Source organism: Acinetobacter sp. AR2-3, assembly GCF_001878775.1.
Taxonomy (GTDB): Bacteria; Pseudomonadota; Gammaproteobacteria; order Pseudomonadales; family Moraxellaceae; genus Acinetobacter; species Acinetobacter lwoffii_D.
The window spans coordinates 1-18,554 of the sequence record NZ_MJIQ01000085.1; the positions used below are offsets into that span (position 1 = coordinate 1).

Annotated in this window: 18 protein-coding genes; 7 read left to right on the forward strand and 11 right to left on the reverse strand. The window is 44.9% G+C overall.

Annotation, left to right across the window (positions count from 1 at the left end; all coding sequences use genetic code 11):
* Positions 1 to 180: 180 nt before the first annotated feature.
* Complete coding sequence (locus tag BFN00_RS14260) at positions 181 to 429, forward strand: DUF2789 family protein (RefSeq protein ID WP_071852210.1); 249 nt, start codon at positions 181 to 183, stop codon at positions 427 to 429.
* A 48-nt stretch (positions 430 to 477) separates the two neighbouring features.
* On the opposite strand, the gene ovoA is transcribed toward BFN00_RS14260, so the two are convergent.
* The 3 genes from ovoA to BFN00_RS14275 form a co-directional block, all read right to left on the reverse strand.
* Positions 478 to 2,652 (reverse strand): 5-histidylcysteine sulfoxide synthase, encoded by a 2,175-nt coding sequence (gene ovoA, locus BFN00_RS14265; RefSeq protein WP_071852211.1) that lies wholly within the window; start codon positions 2,650 to 2,652, stop codon positions 478 to 480.
* Positions 2,653 to 2,802: 150 nt separating this feature from the next.
* Positions 2,803 to 3,678, reverse strand: coding sequence for a LysR family transcriptional regulator (locus BFN00_RS14270; RefSeq protein ID WP_004278498.1), 876 nt, complete (start codon positions 3,676 to 3,678; stop codon positions 2,803 to 2,805).
* Positions 3,679 to 3,868: 190 nt separating this feature from the next.
* Positions 3,869 to 4,105 carry a DUF2061 domain-containing protein gene (locus BFN00_RS14275; protein ID WP_004278497.1) on the reverse strand — a complete coding sequence of 79 codons (237 nt, stop codon included), beginning with the start codon at positions 4,103 to 4,105 and terminating at the stop codon, positions 3,869 to 3,871.
* A gap of 261 nt (positions 4,106 to 4,366) precedes the next feature.
* On the opposite strand from BFN00_RS14275, the gene leuC reads away from it, so the two are divergent.
* The 4 genes from leuC (at position 4,367) to leuB (ending at position 8,367) form a co-directional block, all read left to right on the forward strand.
* Positions 4,367 to 5,800, forward strand: a complete 1,434-nt coding sequence (gene leuC / locus BFN00_RS14280) for a 3-isopropylmalate dehydratase large subunit (RefSeq protein ID WP_071852212.1) — start codon at positions 4,367 to 4,369, stop codon at positions 5,798 to 5,800.
* A gap of 143 nt (positions 5,801 to 5,943) precedes the next feature.
* Positions 5,944 to 6,594: a 3-isopropylmalate dehydratase small subunit gene (leuD, locus tag BFN00_RS14285; RefSeq protein ID WP_071852213.1), complete on the forward strand. Its 651-nt coding sequence runs from the start codon at positions 5,944 to 5,946 to the stop codon at positions 6,592 to 6,594.
* Between the two features lie 87 nt (positions 6,595 to 6,681).
* Positions 6,682 to 7,245 (forward strand): hypothetical protein, encoded by a 564-nt coding sequence (locus BFN00_RS14290; protein WP_071852214.1) that lies wholly within the window; start codon positions 6,682 to 6,684, stop codon positions 7,243 to 7,245.
* A gap of 42 nt (positions 7,246 to 7,287) precedes the next feature.
* Positions 7,288 to 8,367, forward strand: coding sequence for a 3-isopropylmalate dehydrogenase (gene leuB / locus BFN00_RS14295; protein WP_071852215.1), 1,080 nt, complete (start codon positions 7,288 to 7,290; stop codon positions 8,365 to 8,367).
* Between the two features lie 72 nt (positions 8,368 to 8,439).
* On the opposite strand, the gene BFN00_RS14300 is transcribed toward leuB, so the two are convergent.
* The 3 genes from BFN00_RS14300 to infA all read right to left on the reverse strand — a co-directional run bounded on the left by BFN00_RS14300 (position 8,440) and on the right by infA (position 9,716).
* Positions 8,440 to 8,835 (reverse strand): hypothetical protein, encoded by a 396-nt coding sequence (locus tag BFN00_RS14300; protein ID WP_071852216.1) that lies wholly within the window; start codon positions 8,833 to 8,835, stop codon positions 8,440 to 8,442.
* 144 nt (positions 8,836 to 8,979) lie between these two features.
* Complete coding sequence (locus tag BFN00_RS14305) at positions 8,980 to 9,360, reverse strand: hypothetical protein (protein WP_071852217.1); 381 nt, start codon at positions 9,358 to 9,360, stop codon at positions 8,980 to 8,982.
* A gap of 134 nt (positions 9,361 to 9,494) precedes the next feature.
* Positions 9,495 to 9,716, reverse strand: a complete 222-nt coding sequence (infA, locus tag BFN00_RS14310) for a translation initiation factor IF-1 (RefSeq protein ID WP_001284370.1) — start codon at positions 9,714 to 9,716, stop codon at positions 9,495 to 9,497.
* 231 nt (positions 9,717 to 9,947) lie between these two features.
* Here infA and BFN00_RS14315 point away from each other — a divergent pair, with 231 nt between their 5' ends.
* Positions 9,948 to 10,955, forward strand: a complete 1,008-nt coding sequence (locus BFN00_RS14315) for an AraC family transcriptional regulator (RefSeq protein WP_004729466.1) — start codon at positions 9,948 to 9,950, stop codon at positions 10,953 to 10,955.
* A gap of 91 nt (positions 10,956 to 11,046) precedes the next feature.
* Here BFN00_RS14315 and truA read toward each other — a convergent pair whose 3' ends face one another.
* From truA to asd, 5 genes are all read right to left on the reverse strand, one after another.
* A complete protein-coding gene (truA, locus tag BFN00_RS14320; protein WP_071852218.1) occupies positions 11,047 to 11,844 on the reverse strand; it encodes a tRNA pseudouridine(38-40) synthase TruA in 798 nt (265 codons plus the stop codon).
* A gap of 15 nt (positions 11,845 to 11,859) precedes the next feature.
* Positions 11,860 to 12,828 (reverse strand): asparaginase domain-containing protein, encoded by a 969-nt coding sequence (locus BFN00_RS14325; protein WP_071852225.1) that lies wholly within the window; start codon positions 12,826 to 12,828, stop codon positions 11,860 to 11,862.
* Between the two features lie 47 nt (positions 12,829 to 12,875).
* Positions 12,876 to 14,267, reverse strand: a complete 1,392-nt coding sequence (fimV, locus tag BFN00_RS14330) for a T4P machinery localization factor FimV (RefSeq protein ID WP_071852219.1) — start codon at positions 14,265 to 14,267, stop codon at positions 12,876 to 12,878.
* 66 nt (positions 14,268 to 14,333) lie between these two features.
* Positions 14,334 to 15,920: a FimV/HubP-related protein gene (locus BFN00_RS14335; protein WP_082180579.1), complete on the reverse strand. Its 1,587-nt coding sequence runs from the start codon at positions 15,918 to 15,920 to the stop codon at positions 14,334 to 14,336.
* A 120-nt stretch (positions 15,921 to 16,040) separates the two neighbouring features.
* Positions 16,041 to 17,159, reverse strand: a complete 1,119-nt coding sequence (gene asd / locus BFN00_RS14340) for an aspartate-semialdehyde dehydrogenase (RefSeq protein ID WP_071852220.1) — start codon at positions 17,157 to 17,159, stop codon at positions 16,041 to 16,043.
* Between the two features lie 188 nt (positions 17,160 to 17,347).
* On the opposite strand from asd, the gene BFN00_RS14345 reads away from it, so the two are divergent.
* Positions 17,348 to 18,478: an endonuclease/exonuclease/phosphatase family protein gene (locus BFN00_RS14345; RefSeq protein ID WP_004278482.1), complete on the forward strand. Its 1,131-nt coding sequence runs from the start codon at positions 17,348 to 17,350 to the stop codon at positions 18,476 to 18,478.
* Positions 18,479 to 18,554 lie beyond the last annotated feature (76 nt).

An 18,554-nucleotide genomic window follows, 5' to 3' on the forward strand; every position in this document is an offset into this window, starting at 1 on the left:
CTTGAAATGTCAACAGACCCTAGTCCAGCTTTATTAATGTGATTTATTTAGCACAACTTCGGTTGTGCTTTTTATTTGCCTCAATGGAATATTAATGTTTTTTCACAGTCCGGCTGAATCAGACATGCTATGCTCGAAAAACAGGACATGATAACAATAGTAGATTCTGAGGTATGAGATATGACTCACGTTCGACCGCGTATGACACATCTGTTCCAACAGCTTGGCTTGGATGCCAGTGCAGAAGGTATTGCAACATTTATTCACGAGCATCAATTGCATAAAGATCTGACTTTACTGGATGCGCCGTATTGGTCAGAGGCACAACGTCAATTTTTAAGCGAGAAAATAGCATCTGATGGCGAATGGGCGATTGTGGTAGATCAACTCAATGAATCCTTACATGAAAATTCAACCAGTGAAGGATGATTAAAAAGCCAATCGTATGATTGGCTTTTTTAGGCCATCACCTTACCTTTAGCGAATCCGTTTCCAGATCGTGACTTGTGACAGCGTGTGTTGATACTTTCTGGCCGTTTCCCGAATCACAAAAGGCATATCTTGGGGTTCGGCCACCAATTCAAAGTGCTGGGTTAAAATGTTGGAAATACCAGCCAAGGTCGTGATGTTTTCCCCATCCTGCTGAAAACCGCCCAGCCATTCACTACGCGCCGTATGTTCTTCCAGCCAGGTATAAGGTGAACTCAGCATTAAAATGCCACCTATATTCATACGTTTATGAATCTGCACCAAAAAGTCTTTCGGATGATGCAAACGGTCAATCAGGTTCGCCGCCAGAATAAAATCATAGCCGCTAAAATGTGCTTTCAGGTTGCAGGCATCTGCCTGAAAAAATTCCGTTTTAGATGCAAGCTGATCCAAAGCGACATCTTCAAGTGAACAGCTTTTTTCTTCGCTTAATTCACCTTCTAGTGGCAGTTGATAACGTACCCTGTGGCCTTGGGCCAAATAAACTGCCTGTTGGATAAAGCGTGCTGAGAAGTCCAGACCGGTCACCTGATCAAAATGGCGCGCCAGTTCAAAGCTGGCGCGGCCGGTGGCACAGCCAATATCTAAAGCACGATGGCACAGCGTTTGCTGAAAATAGGATTGTGCCAAAGTAACCAGTGTTTTGGCAAAATTGGCGACGCCAAAATATTCAGTGCCATACTGGAATTCCAGATATTGGGAGACCAGCTGGTCGCTTTCATAGTTCGAAGGGAAATTTTGCAATGCTTGATCAGAAGCGACATAGCGAAAACCGGCATGTTGGAAGAAATGTCGTCTGAAGGCATAACGGGAACTATATAAAGCTTCATTGCCCGCCGAAATCCAAGAGCCACCTTTCATCAGGTTGTGGCGACCGTCAAAGGTCGGCGTGCTGAAATCATCATAAAACGGATGCACCTGAAAACCCTGGAATGGATAGATCGGGGTTTCAGTCCACTGCCAGACATTGCCCTGAATATCATAAAAATCGCCCTGCTTGAAATGATCAACCGGACAGGAGCTGGTGCCGTATTTTAATTCTATATTGGCCTGTTGAGGACTCGGTAAATCTGGATCCAGGTCTGAAACCGCATACAGGCGATACCATTCGTCTTCGGTCGGCAAGCGAATATTTTTCCCTAGCTGTTGCGATTTCCACTGACAAAAGGCCTTGGCTTCATGATAATTCACTTCTACCGGCCAGTCCCACGGCATCGGTACCTCTTCCAGCATCAGTCGCAGTGACCAGCCCAATTCAGTTTTGCGCCAGAAACAGGGATGAGCAGCTTGTGAAAATTGCAGCCAGCCTAGACCTTCTTCACTCCAGTAGTGTTCGGTCTGATAACCATCAGCTTCGACAAAGGCCAGAAATTCCTGATTCGATACCAGATATTTGGAGGCTGCAAAAGCCGCAACCTCGGCTTCATGCAGGCCGTATTCATTGTCCCAGCCATAAAATGGATGGTTAAAATCTTTCTGCAAAAGCACCTTGCCGTCAGGTACCTCCAGTAAGTGGTTATCCGGAGCTATACCGGTAATGATATTGGCGCGCCACTGCGGATGCTGGCGTACATACTCCAAAGCATGCTGGCGGATCAGCACAGAAGAAGTTTCCAGATGAATCCGTTCATGCTCGATGCCCATAATGACCGTCCACCACGGATTTTGCCAGTTTAAGGGCAGAGTCAGCGGAGCATGCTCAAGAATATTCAAGATCAGGGCACGTACCTGATGCCGATAATCACGGACTTCCTGCACACTGGGCCAGTCATAATGTACTTCGTCCAGGTCATCCCAGCTCATCTCGTCCACACCGATTGCAAAGATACTTTCAAAATGCGGATTTACGCGTTCGCTAATCAGCTTGCTGAGCAGCAGTTTATTGACAAAAAAAGTGGCGGTATGGGCAAAATAAAAAATCAGCGGATAACGTAAAGTAATCGGTTTAATGAAAAAAGCATCTTCATGCTTGAGACATTCAAACAGTTGCTCATAGGTATCAAAGGTATTCAGGAAATATTCGCGCAGGCCGTGTCGGGCAGTCTGTTCATCGGCAAAATCAAGTGCCGGTGTGGGCAGCAGCATCGGTTTGGCCGAAAGCCACAGGCTGCTTGTATTTGTTTTGTCTTGAGAGTGGGATTTTAAGGGGGAATCGAGCTGCATCCGTCAGGCTCCATCGAATAGTTTTAAGCATTCCTCTGCACTGCAAAAGAATGGAATTGTCTTAAAAATACTCGAAAGATATCGCCAGATGGGGTGTATTTAGGTAACAAAATGCTGCACCGTTTTGGATGCAGCATGTTCAGGAACAGCTTAAATAGACAGCGAGGCGCCTTGCATGAGCTGAACCAAAGCCTGTGCCGCTTTGGACTGCGTACGACCCGGATGCCAGACCATGCCCAAGCGACGGTTCATTTCCAGATTAATATCTAGTTGGTGAAGGTCATGATTGACCAAAGTTTTTGGCAGTACCGACCAGCCTAAGCCAATCGATACCAGCATCCGGATCGATTCCAGCGGATTGTTGCTCATGCTGACTTTCGGTTTAATACCCTGTTTTTCAAACTCGGCCAAGGTGATCTGCGAGGTATAGGTCTGTGATGATGGCAACAGGCTCGGGTAGTCGAGCAAATCTTCCAGACACAGATTTTTTTGCTGTGCCAGCGGATGAAACGGTGCCACCACAAAGACCAGAGGATCATTCCAGATGGTCACGTAATTTAGACGCGCATCACCACGGGGCGGCAAGGTTAAAAATGCCAGTTCCAGATCGCCGGCAATTACCTGTTCATGCGCCTGTTCGGAATCTACAAAATGCACATCCAGAGTCACGTCCGGATATTCCTGGACATAACGGCGCAAATGACTCGGCAGATGATGCAGGCCGATATGATGGCTGGTACCAATTTTTAGTTTGCCCTGTACCTGACCCTGTTCATGACTCAAGGTATAATGAATATCACCGAGTTCATTCAGCCAGTTTTTCACTTTAGGTAACAGAGAGTGCGCCGCGTGGGTGGCCTGTACGCCACGTCCGGCAGATTCAAACAGCTTGACCCCAAAGTATTCTTCCAGACTGTGAATACGTTTGGTGACAGCAGGCTGGGTAATGAAGAGCTGATCTGCGGCCAGAGAAATCGAACCGGTTTCCATGACTTTCACGAAGGCTTCAAAGGCTGCGAGATTCATCTTAATCACCTATAAAGAATTTTTATGTGTAAATCTATTATTGTTATATTTTAAGAATAAATCAAAGCAAAATTAGCTCATCTATGTTGCAGTGCTGAATTACTATACATTTTCAAAGCCTTGGCATTTTAAAAACTAAAAAAGACCACCTATAAAGGCAGTCTTTCATCAGGAACCTCGACCGAAGAGCTTAGACGGTAATGTCCTCATTCTGCTGTTGGTTATTACCCTCCCAGATTTTTTCATGAAAGAAGAAAGCCACTGCCTGTACTGTTGGTTCTAATAAACTTAAGGCAATGGCCATGGTTAAACTGCCAGTCACCAAGTAGCCCACAATCATCGCCACAGTAATGTGCATAATGTAGTAGCTGAAGGTTTTTTTGAACATGCGCTGGTTGTTGTCTACGAAGCGTTGAATATGTGCCATGTCGAAGTTCCTCAAAATCATCATCTCTGTCGATGAAGAAATAATAATAATTCTCATTTAATTTGTAAAAAAGAATATTTTTTATAAATTAATCGGAAAATTAGATTTATTAAAATAGAGCTCAAGCATGATTTGATTCAGCTTTTAAAAGATTCCAAAAAGTTTTTTAACTGATAAAAATGATAAATTAGATTTATGTGATTGCAGCGATATAATCAAAATCAGAGAAAGAATTTACCCAGTCCAGTGGAGTACATCGACATGGCAGGCGCAACCCAAACAGCAAAAACATTATATGATAAATTGTGGGACGACCATTTAGTAACGCAACGTGATGATGGTTCTGCCTTACTGTACATCGACCGTCACTTATTACATGAAGTGACTTCTCCACAGGCCTTTGAAGGTTTGCAATTGGCCGGGCGCAAGCCATGGCGTTTAAGTGCTAATATTGCCACACCGGATCATAACGTACCGACTTCGAAAAAAGAGCGTGAGCAGGGCGTTGCCGGAATTGAAGATGAAACCTCGCGCATCCAGGTGCAAACTTTGGATGACAACTGCAAGACCTTTAATATTGTTGAATTTGATATTAATGATATCCGTCAGGGCATCGCGCATGTGGTTGGGCCGGAGCAAGGTTTGACCTTGCCGGGCATGACCGTGGTATGTGGTGATTCGCATACGGCAACCCATGGTGCTTTTGGCTGTTTGGCGCATGGGATCGGGACATCAGAAGTTGAACATGTATTGGCGACTCAATGCCTGGTTCAAAAGAAGATGAAAAACATGCTGGTACGCGTTGATGGCAAATTAGGTCAGGGCGTGACGCCAAAAGATGTGGTCTTAGCGATTATTGGCAAGATTGGTACCGCAGGCGGTACTGGTCACGCGATTGAATTTGGTGGGCAGGTGTTCCGTGACATGTCAATCGAAGGTCGTATGACCGTGTGTAATATGGCGATTGAAGCCGGTGCACGCGTGGGTATGGTCGCTGTCGATGACAAGACTATTGAATATGTTAAAGGCCGTCCTTATGCGCCGACTGCAGAACAGTGGGATCAAGCGGTTACATATTGGAATACCTTACATTCGGATGAAGATGCACATTTTGATACGGTGGTCGTGTTGCAAGGTGAAGAAATTGAGCCGCAAGTGTCTTGGGGAACTTCTCCTGAGATGGTCATTCCAGTGTCTCAAGCAGTACCAACTTTAGAACAAGCCAAAGACGAGGTACAACGCAATGACTGGAACCGTGCTTATCAATATATGGGCTTAAATGCCGGTCAGGCCTTGGCTGAGATTCAGCTGGATCGCGTATTTATCGGTTCATGTACCAATTCGCGTATTGAAGATATTCGTGCTGCAGCCGAAGTGATCAAAGGTCGTAAAGTTGCCGCCTCAATTAAACAGGCGATGGTAGTTCCGGGTTCTGGTCTGGTCAAAGCTCAGGCAGAAGCGGAAGGCTTGGACAAGGTATTTGTCGAAGCGGGCTTCGAATGGCGTGAACCAGGCTGTTCAATGTGCTTGGCCATGAATGCCGACAAATTACAGCCGGGCGAGCATTGTGCCTCGACCTCGAACCGTAACTTTGAAGGTCGTCAGGGCAATGGCGGTCGTACCCATCTGGTGAGTCCAGCCATGGCAGCTGCTGCTGCGATAGCCGGTCACTTTGTTGATGTTCGTTCATTCTAGTTTAAGCCCTCATCCTGACCTTCTCCATGAGCCAAATGGCGCAAGAGAAGGGGTTCCCTCTCCTGAGTGAGTTTTAAGCACTGCTTTAAAACGAAGCGCAAGTGAGGGCTAGGGAGAGGTTACGGATTCATTGGGAAATAAATATGAAAGCTTATACCGTTGAACAAGGTATCGTTGCACCTTTAGACCGTGCCAATGTCGATACCGATTTAATTATTCCAAAACAGTTTTTGAAATCGATCAAACGTACCGGTTTCGGTGACAATTTATTTGATGAATTACGTTATCTGGATGAAGGCTATCCGGGTCAGGACAATTCAGTTCGTCCGATCAATCCGGACTTTGTCTTGAACCAACCACGTTATCAGGGCGCATCTATTTTAATTTCACGTGCCAACTTTGGTTGTGGTTCTAGCCGTGAACATGCGCCGTGGGCCTTGAGTGAATACGGTTTCCGTACCGTGATTGCACCAAGCTTTGCTGATATTTTCTTTAATAACTGTTTTAAAAACGGTATGTTGCCAGTGATTTTGGCTGAAGATATTGTTGAGCAGTTATTTAAGGAATGTGCGGCAGATGAAGGCTATCAACTGACCATTGACTTGCAGGCACAAGAAGTTCGCACCCCTACAGGTGAAAGCTTTAAGTTTGAAGTTGATCCATTTCGCAAGCATTGCCTGTTAAATGGTCTGGATGATATTGGCTTAACTTTGCAGGTGGCGGATGATATTCGTACCTATGAAGAAAAAACCAAACAATCGCGTCCTTGGGTATTTGCCGAAATTCATGGATAAATCAGTAAAAATTGTCATGGCATGACTGCGATGCCCTTGCTAATATCGGAAGATTATTGAGTTTTTTGATTGGGTAAGACAGACATTATGGCGAATTATTGGAAACAGTGGCTTGCTTTAAGTGCAGTATCGGTGCTGTTGACTGCATGTCAAAGCATCGACACGATGAAACTCAAACATGCCAAAGAAAGTACTGAGAGCAAAAGCAATGCCCTGATTTACTGTGCAGGGACACCAGATTGCCAGTTCGAACGCTTCAATCAGACCATCATTGTCAACGCCGACAATGGCCGCATCAGTGATGAAGCGCTGAAGCAGAAACTGGTACGCTTGCAGGCCAAAAATTTAAATCAGGCCAATCCGATTTATTTATCCGTGCCGGCAGGACAGCATGAACTGGTCGTACGCTTTTATCCGATCAGTAAGGATAAAGCGGAAACTTTACATGTATTCCATCGTTTTCAGGCCAATAACCGCTATAGCTTAAAAATGTTTCGTGACCGTAGTGCGCGTAGCAGCAGTTTATTAAATGCTTCGGCGCCTGATCCGCTTTGCGTAGATCTGGTACAAGAGCAAAAAACCATTCGTCGTTTTTGCAAACCCTATAATGCAGTCACCGGGATTGCAGAGTTTGTAGAAAAGAAAATTTAACCTCTGTCAGGTCTGAATCTGACGTTTTAAACGGAAAATCTCATGTCTAAACAAATTTTGATTTTAGCTGGTGACGGTATCGGTCCTGAAATTGTCAAAGCGGCAGAGCAGGTGCTGACTCGTGTAAATGAAAAATTTAATCTCGATTTGACATGGGAACAGGGTTTACTCGGTGGTGCAGCCATTGATGCGCACGGTTCACCGTATCCAGACGTGACTTCTGAACAGGCTAAAAAAGCCGATGCGATTTTACTCGGTGCCGTGGGCGGTCCAAAATGGGACACGATTGAGCGTTCAATCCGTCCGGAACGTGGTTTATTGAAATTGCGTAGCGAACTGAATCTGTTTGCTAACTTGCGTCCAGCCATTCTTTATCCGCAACTGGCTGATGCTTCAAGTTTGAAGCCTGAAATCGTAGCAGGTCTGGATATTCTGATTGTGCGTGAGTTAACGGGTGGTATTTACTTCGGTCAGCCACGTGGTATCCGTGAACTGGAAAATGGTGAGAAGCAAGGCTATAACACCGACGTTTATTCAGAGTCTGAAATCAAGCGTATCGCCAAAGTCGCTTTTGAAATGGCCAACTTGCGCGGTGGTAAAGTATGTTCAGTGGATAAAGCTAACGTGCTTGAAGTAACTGAGCTGTGGAAACAGACAGTGACTGCGCTGAAAGATGCCGAATATCCTGAAATTAATTTGTCACATATGTATGTCGACAATGCTGCGATGCAGCTGGTACGTGCACCGAAGCAGTTTGACGTGATTGTCACTTCTAACCTGTTCGGTGACATCCTGTCTGATGAAGCTGCGATGTTGACCGGTTCAATCGGCATGTTGCCATCGGCATCTCTGGATGAAAATGGCAAAGGCATGTATGAGCCTTGTCATGGTTCTGCACCAGATATCGCGGGTCAAAACCTTGCAAATCCATTAGCAACGATTCTTTCGGTGGCGATGATGCTGCGTTATACCTTCCGTGAAGAAGCCGCTGCAAAAGCGATTGAAGATGCAGTAGGTCAGGTCTTGGATCAAGGCTTGCGTACGGCAGATATCATATCTGAAGGCATGCAAAAAGTCGGTACGGTTGAAATGGGTCAAGCAGTCGTTGCTGCATTGAACTAAGCCTGTTTCGATTCAAAAAACGCAGCCTTGAGCTGCGTTTTTTTATGATAGAAATTTTGAAGCTTAAACGGCTTAACAGGTTCGGCCTGTGGTACGTACCGCGGTCGCAATATTATCTTTGAGTAAGAAGGTAATTTTACATTGTAATTTGACGTCATAGCCGCCGGCAGGGCTTACTGACACGGGAATCGGTACAGTGCCTGTCCCTGTGGCAGGAAACTGTGCTACAGGCAAAGGAATGCTAATAGGACGTTGTACCACATAGCTTAATTGCTTGGCACTGCGTTCAGGCCCACTGATCTGCTGGTAACCTAAACGTTTTAGATCTAGAGTTTGATCGATCAGTTGGCTGCTTTGCCCAATGAACTGTTGTAAATAGGTATCACGCTGTGCAGCCGTTGAGGTGGTGCTGCATGCACTAAGCAAACTCAATACTGTGCAGCATACTAAAATCAGTGTGAACTTCATGAGCTGTCCTCACACCAAATAAAATGAGTGTAAGCGCATTCCATGCAAAAATACTGTTGTGATTTGATACACGGTAGAAGTTTAGTGTGGCGAAGTTGATCCTTGATTTAATCCGATACAGGCTTTGAACTCGATGAGTACAGCTTAACAAGCTTTACCAGTATACCGGATGGCTTGAACAATTTCATCTTTCAAGTCAAACCAGATTTGGCATTTCATCTCAATGTTATAACCACCATTTGAGGGCATCGGCATTGGTGCACCGATCGAGATACTCTGACTAATATTCGGCGTGCCCATCGAAATATTCATCTCCCGAAAAATAGTGTAGCTGAGAGATTCTGCGGTTTGAATCGGTTTCTGGGAGGTCTTGAATCCCATTGCACGAAGATCAAGCTGGCTACGAACCTGTGCGGCAGTTTGACCCATATAAGGTTGTAGAGACTGATGCAGATACTGATTGCCGCCCGTGGCACAGGCAACGAGAAACAAGCTGGAAAGTAGGGACAAGCATTTCATATTCATTGTTTTTATACGTGTTGTTTTTAATTCAATAAATAGTCGTGAGTTTATAGTTCAGTGTCAAATTATTTTATTGTTCAATAAAAAATTAAAGCAATAAAAAAGCCACTAAAAGTGGCTTTTGCTTGCGCTAAAACTTAGCGTGCACGATATGTGATACGACCTTTGGTCAAATCATAAGGTGTCATTTCAACCTTTACACTGTCGCCAGTTAAAATACGGATATAGTGTTTACGCATTTTACCAGAGATGTGGGCAATCACTTCGTGACCGTTCTCTAAACGTACACGGAACATAGTATTAGGAAGCGTCTCGGTGACAACGCCTTCGAACTCGATGAGTTCCTCTTTATTGGCCATAGCCTACCTGAATGAATAAATTGGAAAGGCGCAAATTATAGTCAATTTTTTTGCAAAATACAAGGTGAAACGGGCGTTAGACTGATCATCTGTCAGTAAAATAAGCGAACTGTCACGATAAACTTTTTAACTAAAAAAATGTCGGTTTCTGTTGTCAGTTTGGTCAATCGCAGTTAATCTAAAATTAATCTTTTTAAGTATAAATGAAGTACATACAAGGAAGGCTTTTGAGTGAGTCAGCTAACGGATGCATCAGTCGTATTGCGTTTGGGCTATCAGGCGATTCGTCGTGCGGGTTTGCCGACAGAAGAACTTTTGACCAAAGCAGGAGTTGCTTTAAATCAGGTCGAGGCCAATGACCGTACGCCGCTGAGTGCCCAGTATGCCTTTTGGGTGGCAGCTGAAGAAGTCAGTAAGGACCCGGATATTGGTTTGCATCTGGGCGAACATTTACCACTGTATCGTGGTCAGGTGATTGAACACCTGTTTGTTTCATCTGAAAATTTTGGTGAAGGACTGAAACGTGCCTTGGCCTATCAACGACTGATCAGCGATGCCTTTGCTGCCAAATTGGTGATTGAAGATGATCGCTGCTATTTAACCAATGGCGAGCAGCCTTTTGCTGAAAGTCTGGTGAATCGTCATTTTACCGAGTGTGCCATGTCGGGTGTACTGCGTTTCTTTAAATTTATTACCGAAGGACGTTTTGAACCGATTTATATCGATTTTAATTTTTCCAAAGGTGCTCCTGACGAGGAATATTTCCGGGTTTATGAGTGTCCGGTCAGCTTAGGTCAAAAAGAAACCCGACTTTATTTCGATCCAAGTATTTTAGAGTTTCCGCTGTGGCAGGCTGAACCAGAGCTTTTACAATTACATGAGCAGCTTGCCATTGAAAAACTGCAGGAACTGGCAAGATATGATCTGGTCGGTGAAGTACGTCGAGCGATCGGCTCTACTTTGGAGAGTGGCGAAACGACACTGGAAACTGTGGCAGCCCAGCTGAATATCACGCCACGCCGTTTGAGAACACAACTGAGTGAGGCACATACCAGTTTTCAGCAGATTCTCTCGGATTATCGCTGTCGTCTGGCCAAGCGTTTGCTGGCGAGTACCAATGAGAGCGTCGAGCGGATTGTCTATCTGACCGGTTTTTCCGAGCCAAGTACCTTCTATCGTGCCTTTAAACGTTGGACCAATGAAACACCGGTAGAATATCGGAAGCGGAAGCAACGTTAAAAATCCCTCCTAACCTCCCTTTGAAAAAGGGAGGAATTCCCCTCCTTTCAGGAGGGGTTAGGGGAGGTAAATATTCTAAAAAATTTAAAAATTATTCCGGCATATTTAGCCAATGCGGCCCTAAGGGTAATTCAGGTAATTCAAACTGTGCCGGATAGTCAGCATGAATAAAATACAAACCATCTGCTGGCGCAGTTACGCCTGCGGCTTTACGGTCTTCGGCAGCGAAAATAGTATCAATATGATCGGCAGCATACATGCCCTGACCAATTTCCAGTAAACAGCCCATGATATTGCGCACCATATGGTGCAGAAAGCCATCGGCCTGAATATCCAGTACCAGATATTGACCATGCTGAATCAGACGGCAATGACTGACATGGCGAACAGGCTGATTGGACTGACAGGCTGCGGCGCGAAAGCTTTCAAAGTTATGTGTGCCTTCAAACTTTTTCGCGGCGTATATCATCTGTTCAATATCAAGCGGTGCATAGACATGGGTGACCTGTTTATGCAGCAATGCCGGGCGAACAGGATGGTTGTAGACCACATAGCGGTAGCGGCGCGCCTGCGCCTTAAAACGGGCATGGAAACTCTGATCCATTTCCTTGATCCACTGGATCGAGATATCTTTAGGGAGTTGACTATTGCAGCCCATTAGCCAGCCACGTTCAGAACGCACGGCATCAGTATCAAAATGTGCCACCATATTGGTCGCATGTACCCCGGCATCCGTGCGACCGGCACCATGCAGGCTAATCGGTTGATCGGCAACTTTGCTCAGAACCTTCTCAATGGTTTCCTGTACGCTTGCAACTCCCGGCTGTTGAGTCTGCCATCCTCGATAATGCATCCCACAAAACTCAATTCCCACCGCAAAACGCTGCATAATGACCTCAAAACCTTATTGATCGTACCAATGACGATACCATTGCTCTACAGTGTCGTATTGTAAATACATTTTCAGGGCTTTTGCATACAGATCCGCATGTCCATAACTTTCATTCAGCAAAATTTTGCAATGATTGACCCATTCGGCAATAGCATAGCGCTGATCTGTCGCACCAAAAGGCACTTGGGTGGTTAAGACGCAAATACAGCCCTGCTCATAGAGTTGATCAATGAGCGCAATCATGGCGTCATTGACCGCCAGGTTGCCAGTGCCAAAACCTTGCAGAAATAAAAAATGCGGTGGTCGAGCCAAGAGGTTGTTCAGGTTATTCAGCTGCTGGGTCAGATCAACCGGCTGCATCATGATGCTCATACAGTTGAATTTAGCCGCTTTCACAATATCTTTAGCTTCGATCTGATAACACGCTTGACTGGTTTGGATTGCGATATTGGCTTCAAGACCTGAAAAGGCATTTAACTCGGTAGTATGCTGTTTCAGAGCAGTTTGCGCATGTAGCAGCTGATGATGGAATGCCAGATAGACCCCAGCGTTAGATTTGCTGACTGAATCTAGTGCAAATTTCAGGTTATCCAGGGCATCGCTAAATTCACGCTGTTCATTGCCTTGAGCATTCAGCAACGGATATTGGCTACCGGTCAGCACCACATGCGCCGAGTTCCCGATAAAATGTGCTAGTACCGCACTGGCATAACTCAGCGTATCTGTACCGTGAATGATCACAAAATGCTGGATGTGCCGCGATTGCAATTGCTGAATAAACTGTACCAGTTGCAACCAGTCGGTTGCTGTGCAGGCACTACTGTCCTTAATCGCGGGTGCATGGTGACATTCGACGAAATATTGCTCTGCAAGTATCTGTTCGAGCTTTGGAATAAATAAATCAGCAGGCATCGGTGCAAGAGGATCTCCCACACAGCCGAATGTGCCGCCCATATAAATTAATGCAATATTTTTTATCATAAAAAAAGCAGCCAATTATTGACTGCTTTAGTGTAAATCGAAATGCATCAAGATGCGATTTGATTCAGTAATTGCTCTGCGCGTTGCTGTTGCTCAGGAGTATATTCGGCTTCTCGTTCTGCAATAATTTCACGTGCAGCAGCAGAGGCACCGAGCTGAATATATTGCTGGGCAAGATCAAGGTTGAGACTTGCTTCATTAACATCCAGTAATTCGGGGAAAGATTGCACCAGCGGATCATGTTGATTGATCGCTGTTTGAGCTGGTGTAGCAGGAAGATCGAAACTCATCGCTGTCGCAGCAGGCGCTTCTGGCGTGGTTTCTAAATGATCTAATTTGAAATCCATGCCTGATAGATTGGTTTGTGACGCTGGTTCTGCCACAGGTGCTGCAGCTGTCAAGCTAGACGGGTCAAACTCAGTCGCTGGCACTGCAGTTTTCTCAGCTGCTGGTACTGGCGTGTCAAGCGAGAAAGAAAAATCTAGAGGCTTGATTTCTTCATCGCTAGCCGGTAACTGTTCATTATTAGTGCTTAAATTGAGATCAAGATCAAGATCAGGAATCTGATTAAGATTCGTTTTATTTTCAGAATCTGTTTCTAGGCGATCAGAAGCTACAGAAGAAATTTCTGACGTTGTTGGCTCTACTTTAAAAGATTCAAAATCAAACTGAACTTCATTAACCACTGATGGTGCTGATTCAGTCGGCACACTCTGAGTAAAGCTGCTCTTTGGATTAAAGTCAAAACTGTTGTCTTGTTCAGGCTCAGTCTTTGTTGCGGTGGTTGAGGCAGGCGCAGCACTCGGCTTAAAATTAAATTCAAGAGGTGCTGGTTCTTCTTTAACTGGCGCACTTTCTTGTTGTAGTTGCTCGAATGCTAAACCAGCTTTTTTATCCACAGGAAGTGATGTAAGACTCAATTCATCAAAATCACTTGTATTCGATGCGGGAACAACAGACTTAGAAACTGGATCTGGTTTAACTGATTTTTCTCCTTCATAGGCGCTTCTTTTTTCTTCAGCCTGAGAGAGAACTTCATCGATTTTCAGAGTACGAATATGATTAATCAGTTGAGTAATTGCAAAATCATCTTGCTGTAAGATATGAATATCCAATAACAACAGATAGAGTTCATGCTGGGAATTATCCCGATTCAGTGCCTGGTTAATCTGTGCTTCGGCCGCAAAAAAATTACGTTCCTGAATCAGGCCTTCAATTTTCTTGCGTGTGTCTGCTGATAATGGCGTTGCTGATTTTTTTGTGACCCCGACTGGCTCCACCACTTTGGTTCTTTGTGGGGCAGCTTTTGAAGCAGAGCCAGTTTTTTTCGCTTTTACCGTTTTAGTTTTTGCTTTATCTGATTCTTGAGCATCTTGTCGTTTTTTAAAGACAATTAATACGATGATCAATATCACTAATGGAATCACATAAATCAGCATGTTTTACCCCTTGGGGATAGAGTAGTTTAAATTCGCCTATCCCAATAAATCGTCATGTGTAACTTTTTAATTAATTGGCTTCTTATCTGCTTGTTGGGCTTTGAGCTGTTGTTGTAGCTGGGCCAGACGCGCATTTAATAACTGAATTCTGTGATCCTTCTGATTGAGTGCCAATTCTAATTCAGTCACGTTTCTCTGTAATTTAACGGTTTTTTCTCGGGCTGTCATAACTTTTAATGACAATTCCTTTGATGTTTGATTGCGTTCTGTGTTCTGGTTTGCAGAAACTTGCCCAGAATCGTGCTGGTTCTCAGCCACCAGGCTCATTTCTGCCTGATTCAGGCGGTATTTAGTCTTGCCAGCAGGCTTAGACGGTAGCTCGGTCTGCTTTGCCGCAGTGACTTTAATGGGCGCAGGTGCAGGATGAGTTGTATTTAAGTTCAATGCAGCACCCTTGCGTAGACGATTGGCATTTCCTCCGATAAAGGCATGCTCATTGTCTTTTTTAATTTGCTGCATGACTTCATTGACCGGGCGCTGCTGCTGTTCGGCAATTCTTGAAGCAATCCCCCACAGTGATTCATTGGATTGAACCACATAAGTAGGTGGAGTCTGATTCGGAGTTGCTTTGACTGGTGAAGCTTTTGCAGTCACTGGAACCGGAGTTTTCACCGAATTGGCTAATCCGGTTGATTTTTTGGCTTGTTCCTCAGCAAATTTTTTCACCAATGGATCACTGGAGGCGGTTTGATGATCAGAACGGGGCTCTACAGCTTCCTGCACATCTGCTTTATTTGGTGCTGATGCACTTTGATTTGCTGGTATCGTACTAGCCGGTTTGTTTGTAGTCGAGGCTGCTGCAGGAGCCGGCGATGCAAGAGTTGCTTGTGAGGTCCTTACTGAATCTGAAAGCGCCGCTGCAGTTTTAACTGGGGCTGGAGTATCGGGTGCAGTTACAGCCTCGCTTTTCAGTACAGGCGCAATCGCTTGAGCCTGAATCGCTGGACTTGATGTCATTACAGCTGGCGCAAATGAAGTTTTCGGAATGGAAGTGTTCGATAATGCAGGTGGTGCTGTGTGTTGCAATGCCAACGGCTTTTCTAACACTGGTGGCTTATTCAGGGCTGTGGAAGCTGCTGTACTGTAATGGCTACTTACGGGTAAGTTGAGTGCAATATCTTTTTCACTGACGACAACAACTGGTGCAAGCGGGCGTTCATTCTGTTTGAGACTGGCTTTTAATAAATCGGTTTTAGCTTGTAAGGGCGTACGGATATGTTGCAGACGTGCAGCATTGCCTTCCTTGATTTTGACAATAATATTCAGCTCGCGCTCTGTCATGGGGCGAGAAGAAGTAATAGTAATGACCCCGGTGCCGTTATTGCTGCGCCGGGTAAAAAAATTCAAATGACCAGGTGGCTGATGCGATGCCCCAATTGAGATTAAATCTTCTGGTGAAGCCAGACTAACCTCAATCGGCAAATTGATATCAGACTGCCGAAAAGTCATTTCTGCATAGAGTAATTCCCCTGGGGCAGACTGAATCTGAACCGGATCTACATTAATCGCATAAATATTTTGTGAAGCGACAATGGCTAAAATGGCAAGCTTTAATTTGTTATATACAGTCATCTTAATCGTGAGCTCAGTCATTATCGCATAGCGAAAATTATAGATTAACGGGATGTTTGTTTTTTGTAAAATACTTACGCAATAGTTACATAAAAAAGCCGATCAATAAAGATCGGCTTTTGGCTTTATATCCAAAGGATATTAGGCATTTTTATAATCAATCAGAATACGCAGCATACGGCGTAACGGCTCGGCAGCACCCCAAAGCAACTGGTCACCTACAGTGAATGCACCGAGATATTCTTTACCCATGTTCAGCTTGCGCAGGCGGCCGACTGGAACGCTTAAAGTACCTGTTACAGCAACAGGCGTCAGATCAGTCATGGATGCTTCACGAGTATTTGGAACCACTTTAGACCAGTCATTGGCACGTGCAATGATGTCTTCGATTTCATCCAAAGGTACATCTTTTTTCAATTTCAGGGTTAATGCCTGAGAGTGACAACGCATGGCACCAATACGCACACAGTGACCATCAATTGGCACGATCTGCTGGTTGCCCAGAATCTTGTTGGTTTCAACCTGGCCTTTCCATTCTTCTTTCGACTGGCCGCTTTCCAGTTGCTTATCGATATAAGGAATGAGTGAACCAGCTAAAGGTACGCCGAAGTTACTCGATGGGAAACCCTCACCACGTTGTAATTCAGCAATTCTAGAGTCGATATCCAGAATTGGAGAACGCGGATCATCTAGCAACTCTTTGGTATTGTTATATAAATAACCCATACCATTGATCAGTTCACGCATGTTCTGCGCGCCAGCACCAGAAGCGGCCTGATAGGTCATTGACGTTGCCCATTCCACCAGATTGTTCTGGAACAGACCGCCCAAGCCCATCAGCATCAAGGAAACTGTACAGTTACCGCCGACAAAAGTCTTGGTGCCTTTGACCAGACCGTCTTTGATCACGTGCATGTTGACCGGATCAAGTACGATGATGGCTTCATCATCCATACGTAAAGTCGATGCTGCATCAATCCAGTAACCGTTCCAGCCTTCAGCTTTCAATTTCGGGAAAACTTCAGAGGTATAGTCGCCACCTTGACAGGTAATAATGACATCCATTTGCTTCAGACTGTTAATGTCTGATGCATCCATAAGTGCTGGGGCGGTCTTACCGCCAAATGCCGGCGCTTCACCGCCTGCATTACTGGTAGAGAAATAGAATGGCTCAAAATGAGCAAAATCATTCTCTTCAACCATACGTTGCATAAGGACGGAACCGACCATCCCGCGCCAACCGACCAGACCTACTTTCATGTCACTTTGCCTCGGTGCGTTAAAAAATCAAAAGGGATTCGAGTGTACCAAAAAGGGACCCAACTGCAAGAGCTACACAATCAAAACATCAATATTCTTGAGAGAAATATCTGCTTTATGATACATACAAAATTGATAACGTCATTTTTCTTTTAGAAAAAATAATAACTTAATTAAGAGCGCAGTTTATGATATGGGTTATCCAAATTCTGGCAATCATTGTTATTTGGTTAAGTTTCTGGTCACTGATACCACGCGATGAATGGTGGATTCGGGGTGCGGATTTTCCACGCTTACAAATTCTGGTATTAGGCTTTATCGCCTTTGTGCTGTTCTTGGTTCTGGAGCATCCCTGGACCTGGTTGAATCAGCTGCTTTTTGTCGGGCTGATGGCAGCTTTGGCCTATCAGTTGAAAATGGTATTGCCCTATACCTTTATCTGGAAAAAACAGGTCAAGCAGGTCAAGCAGGATCAGCTGGATCCGCAACGTCAAATTTCCCTGGTCGTTTCCAATGTACTTACTACCAATACCAAATATCATTTACTGATCGAGCAGATCCAGATTCATCAGCCAGATCTGGTTTTGACTCTGGAAACCGATCAAAACTGGCAAAATGCACTCTCGGTGATTGAAGCCGATTATCCTTATCGCGTGCCTGTGCCTTTGGATAACCTGTATGGCATGCATCTATATAGCAAGCTCGAACTGAGAGAAACCGAAGTTAAATTTATTCTGAGTGATGAAATTCCCTCCATTCATACCACGGTGATCTTACGCTCAGGACAACCGGTACAGCTTTACTGTCTGCATCCTAAACCACCTAGCCCGACCGAGGCCAAGGATTCTACCTTGCGTGATGCTGAATTGCTGATTGTCGGTGATCAGATTAAAGATCTGGATGAAAGCTGTATCGTGATGGGCGATCTGAATGACGTGGCCTGGTCACGTACCACACGCCTGTTTCAACGCATTAGTGGGCTGCTGGATCCGCGGGTAGGACGTCATTATGTGAATACTTTTCACGCAGATTATCCTTTTTTCCGCTGGTCGCTGGATCACGTCTTTCATAGTACCGATTTTGCCTTGGTACACATGGAGCGTTTACCGCATGTAGGTTCTGACCATTTTCCGGTCTTTCTGGTTTTACAAACCGGTCGGGTATTCGAGCATATTCAGGAAGAATTAGAACAAACTGATAAAGATGAGCAGGAAGCACAAAAAGCCATTGAAGAGGGCATTCAGAAAGCAGAGAAAGAGGAAAAAATAGTCACTGATGAAGTTGCCATAGCATATAAAGAAGGGGGCAAAATCTCATAGGTTTTTAGAAGAAAAGTGTACGATATTGCTTACAACAGTTTACGCTTCTTGCGAATGGGCAGGGGTTGGGAATCTG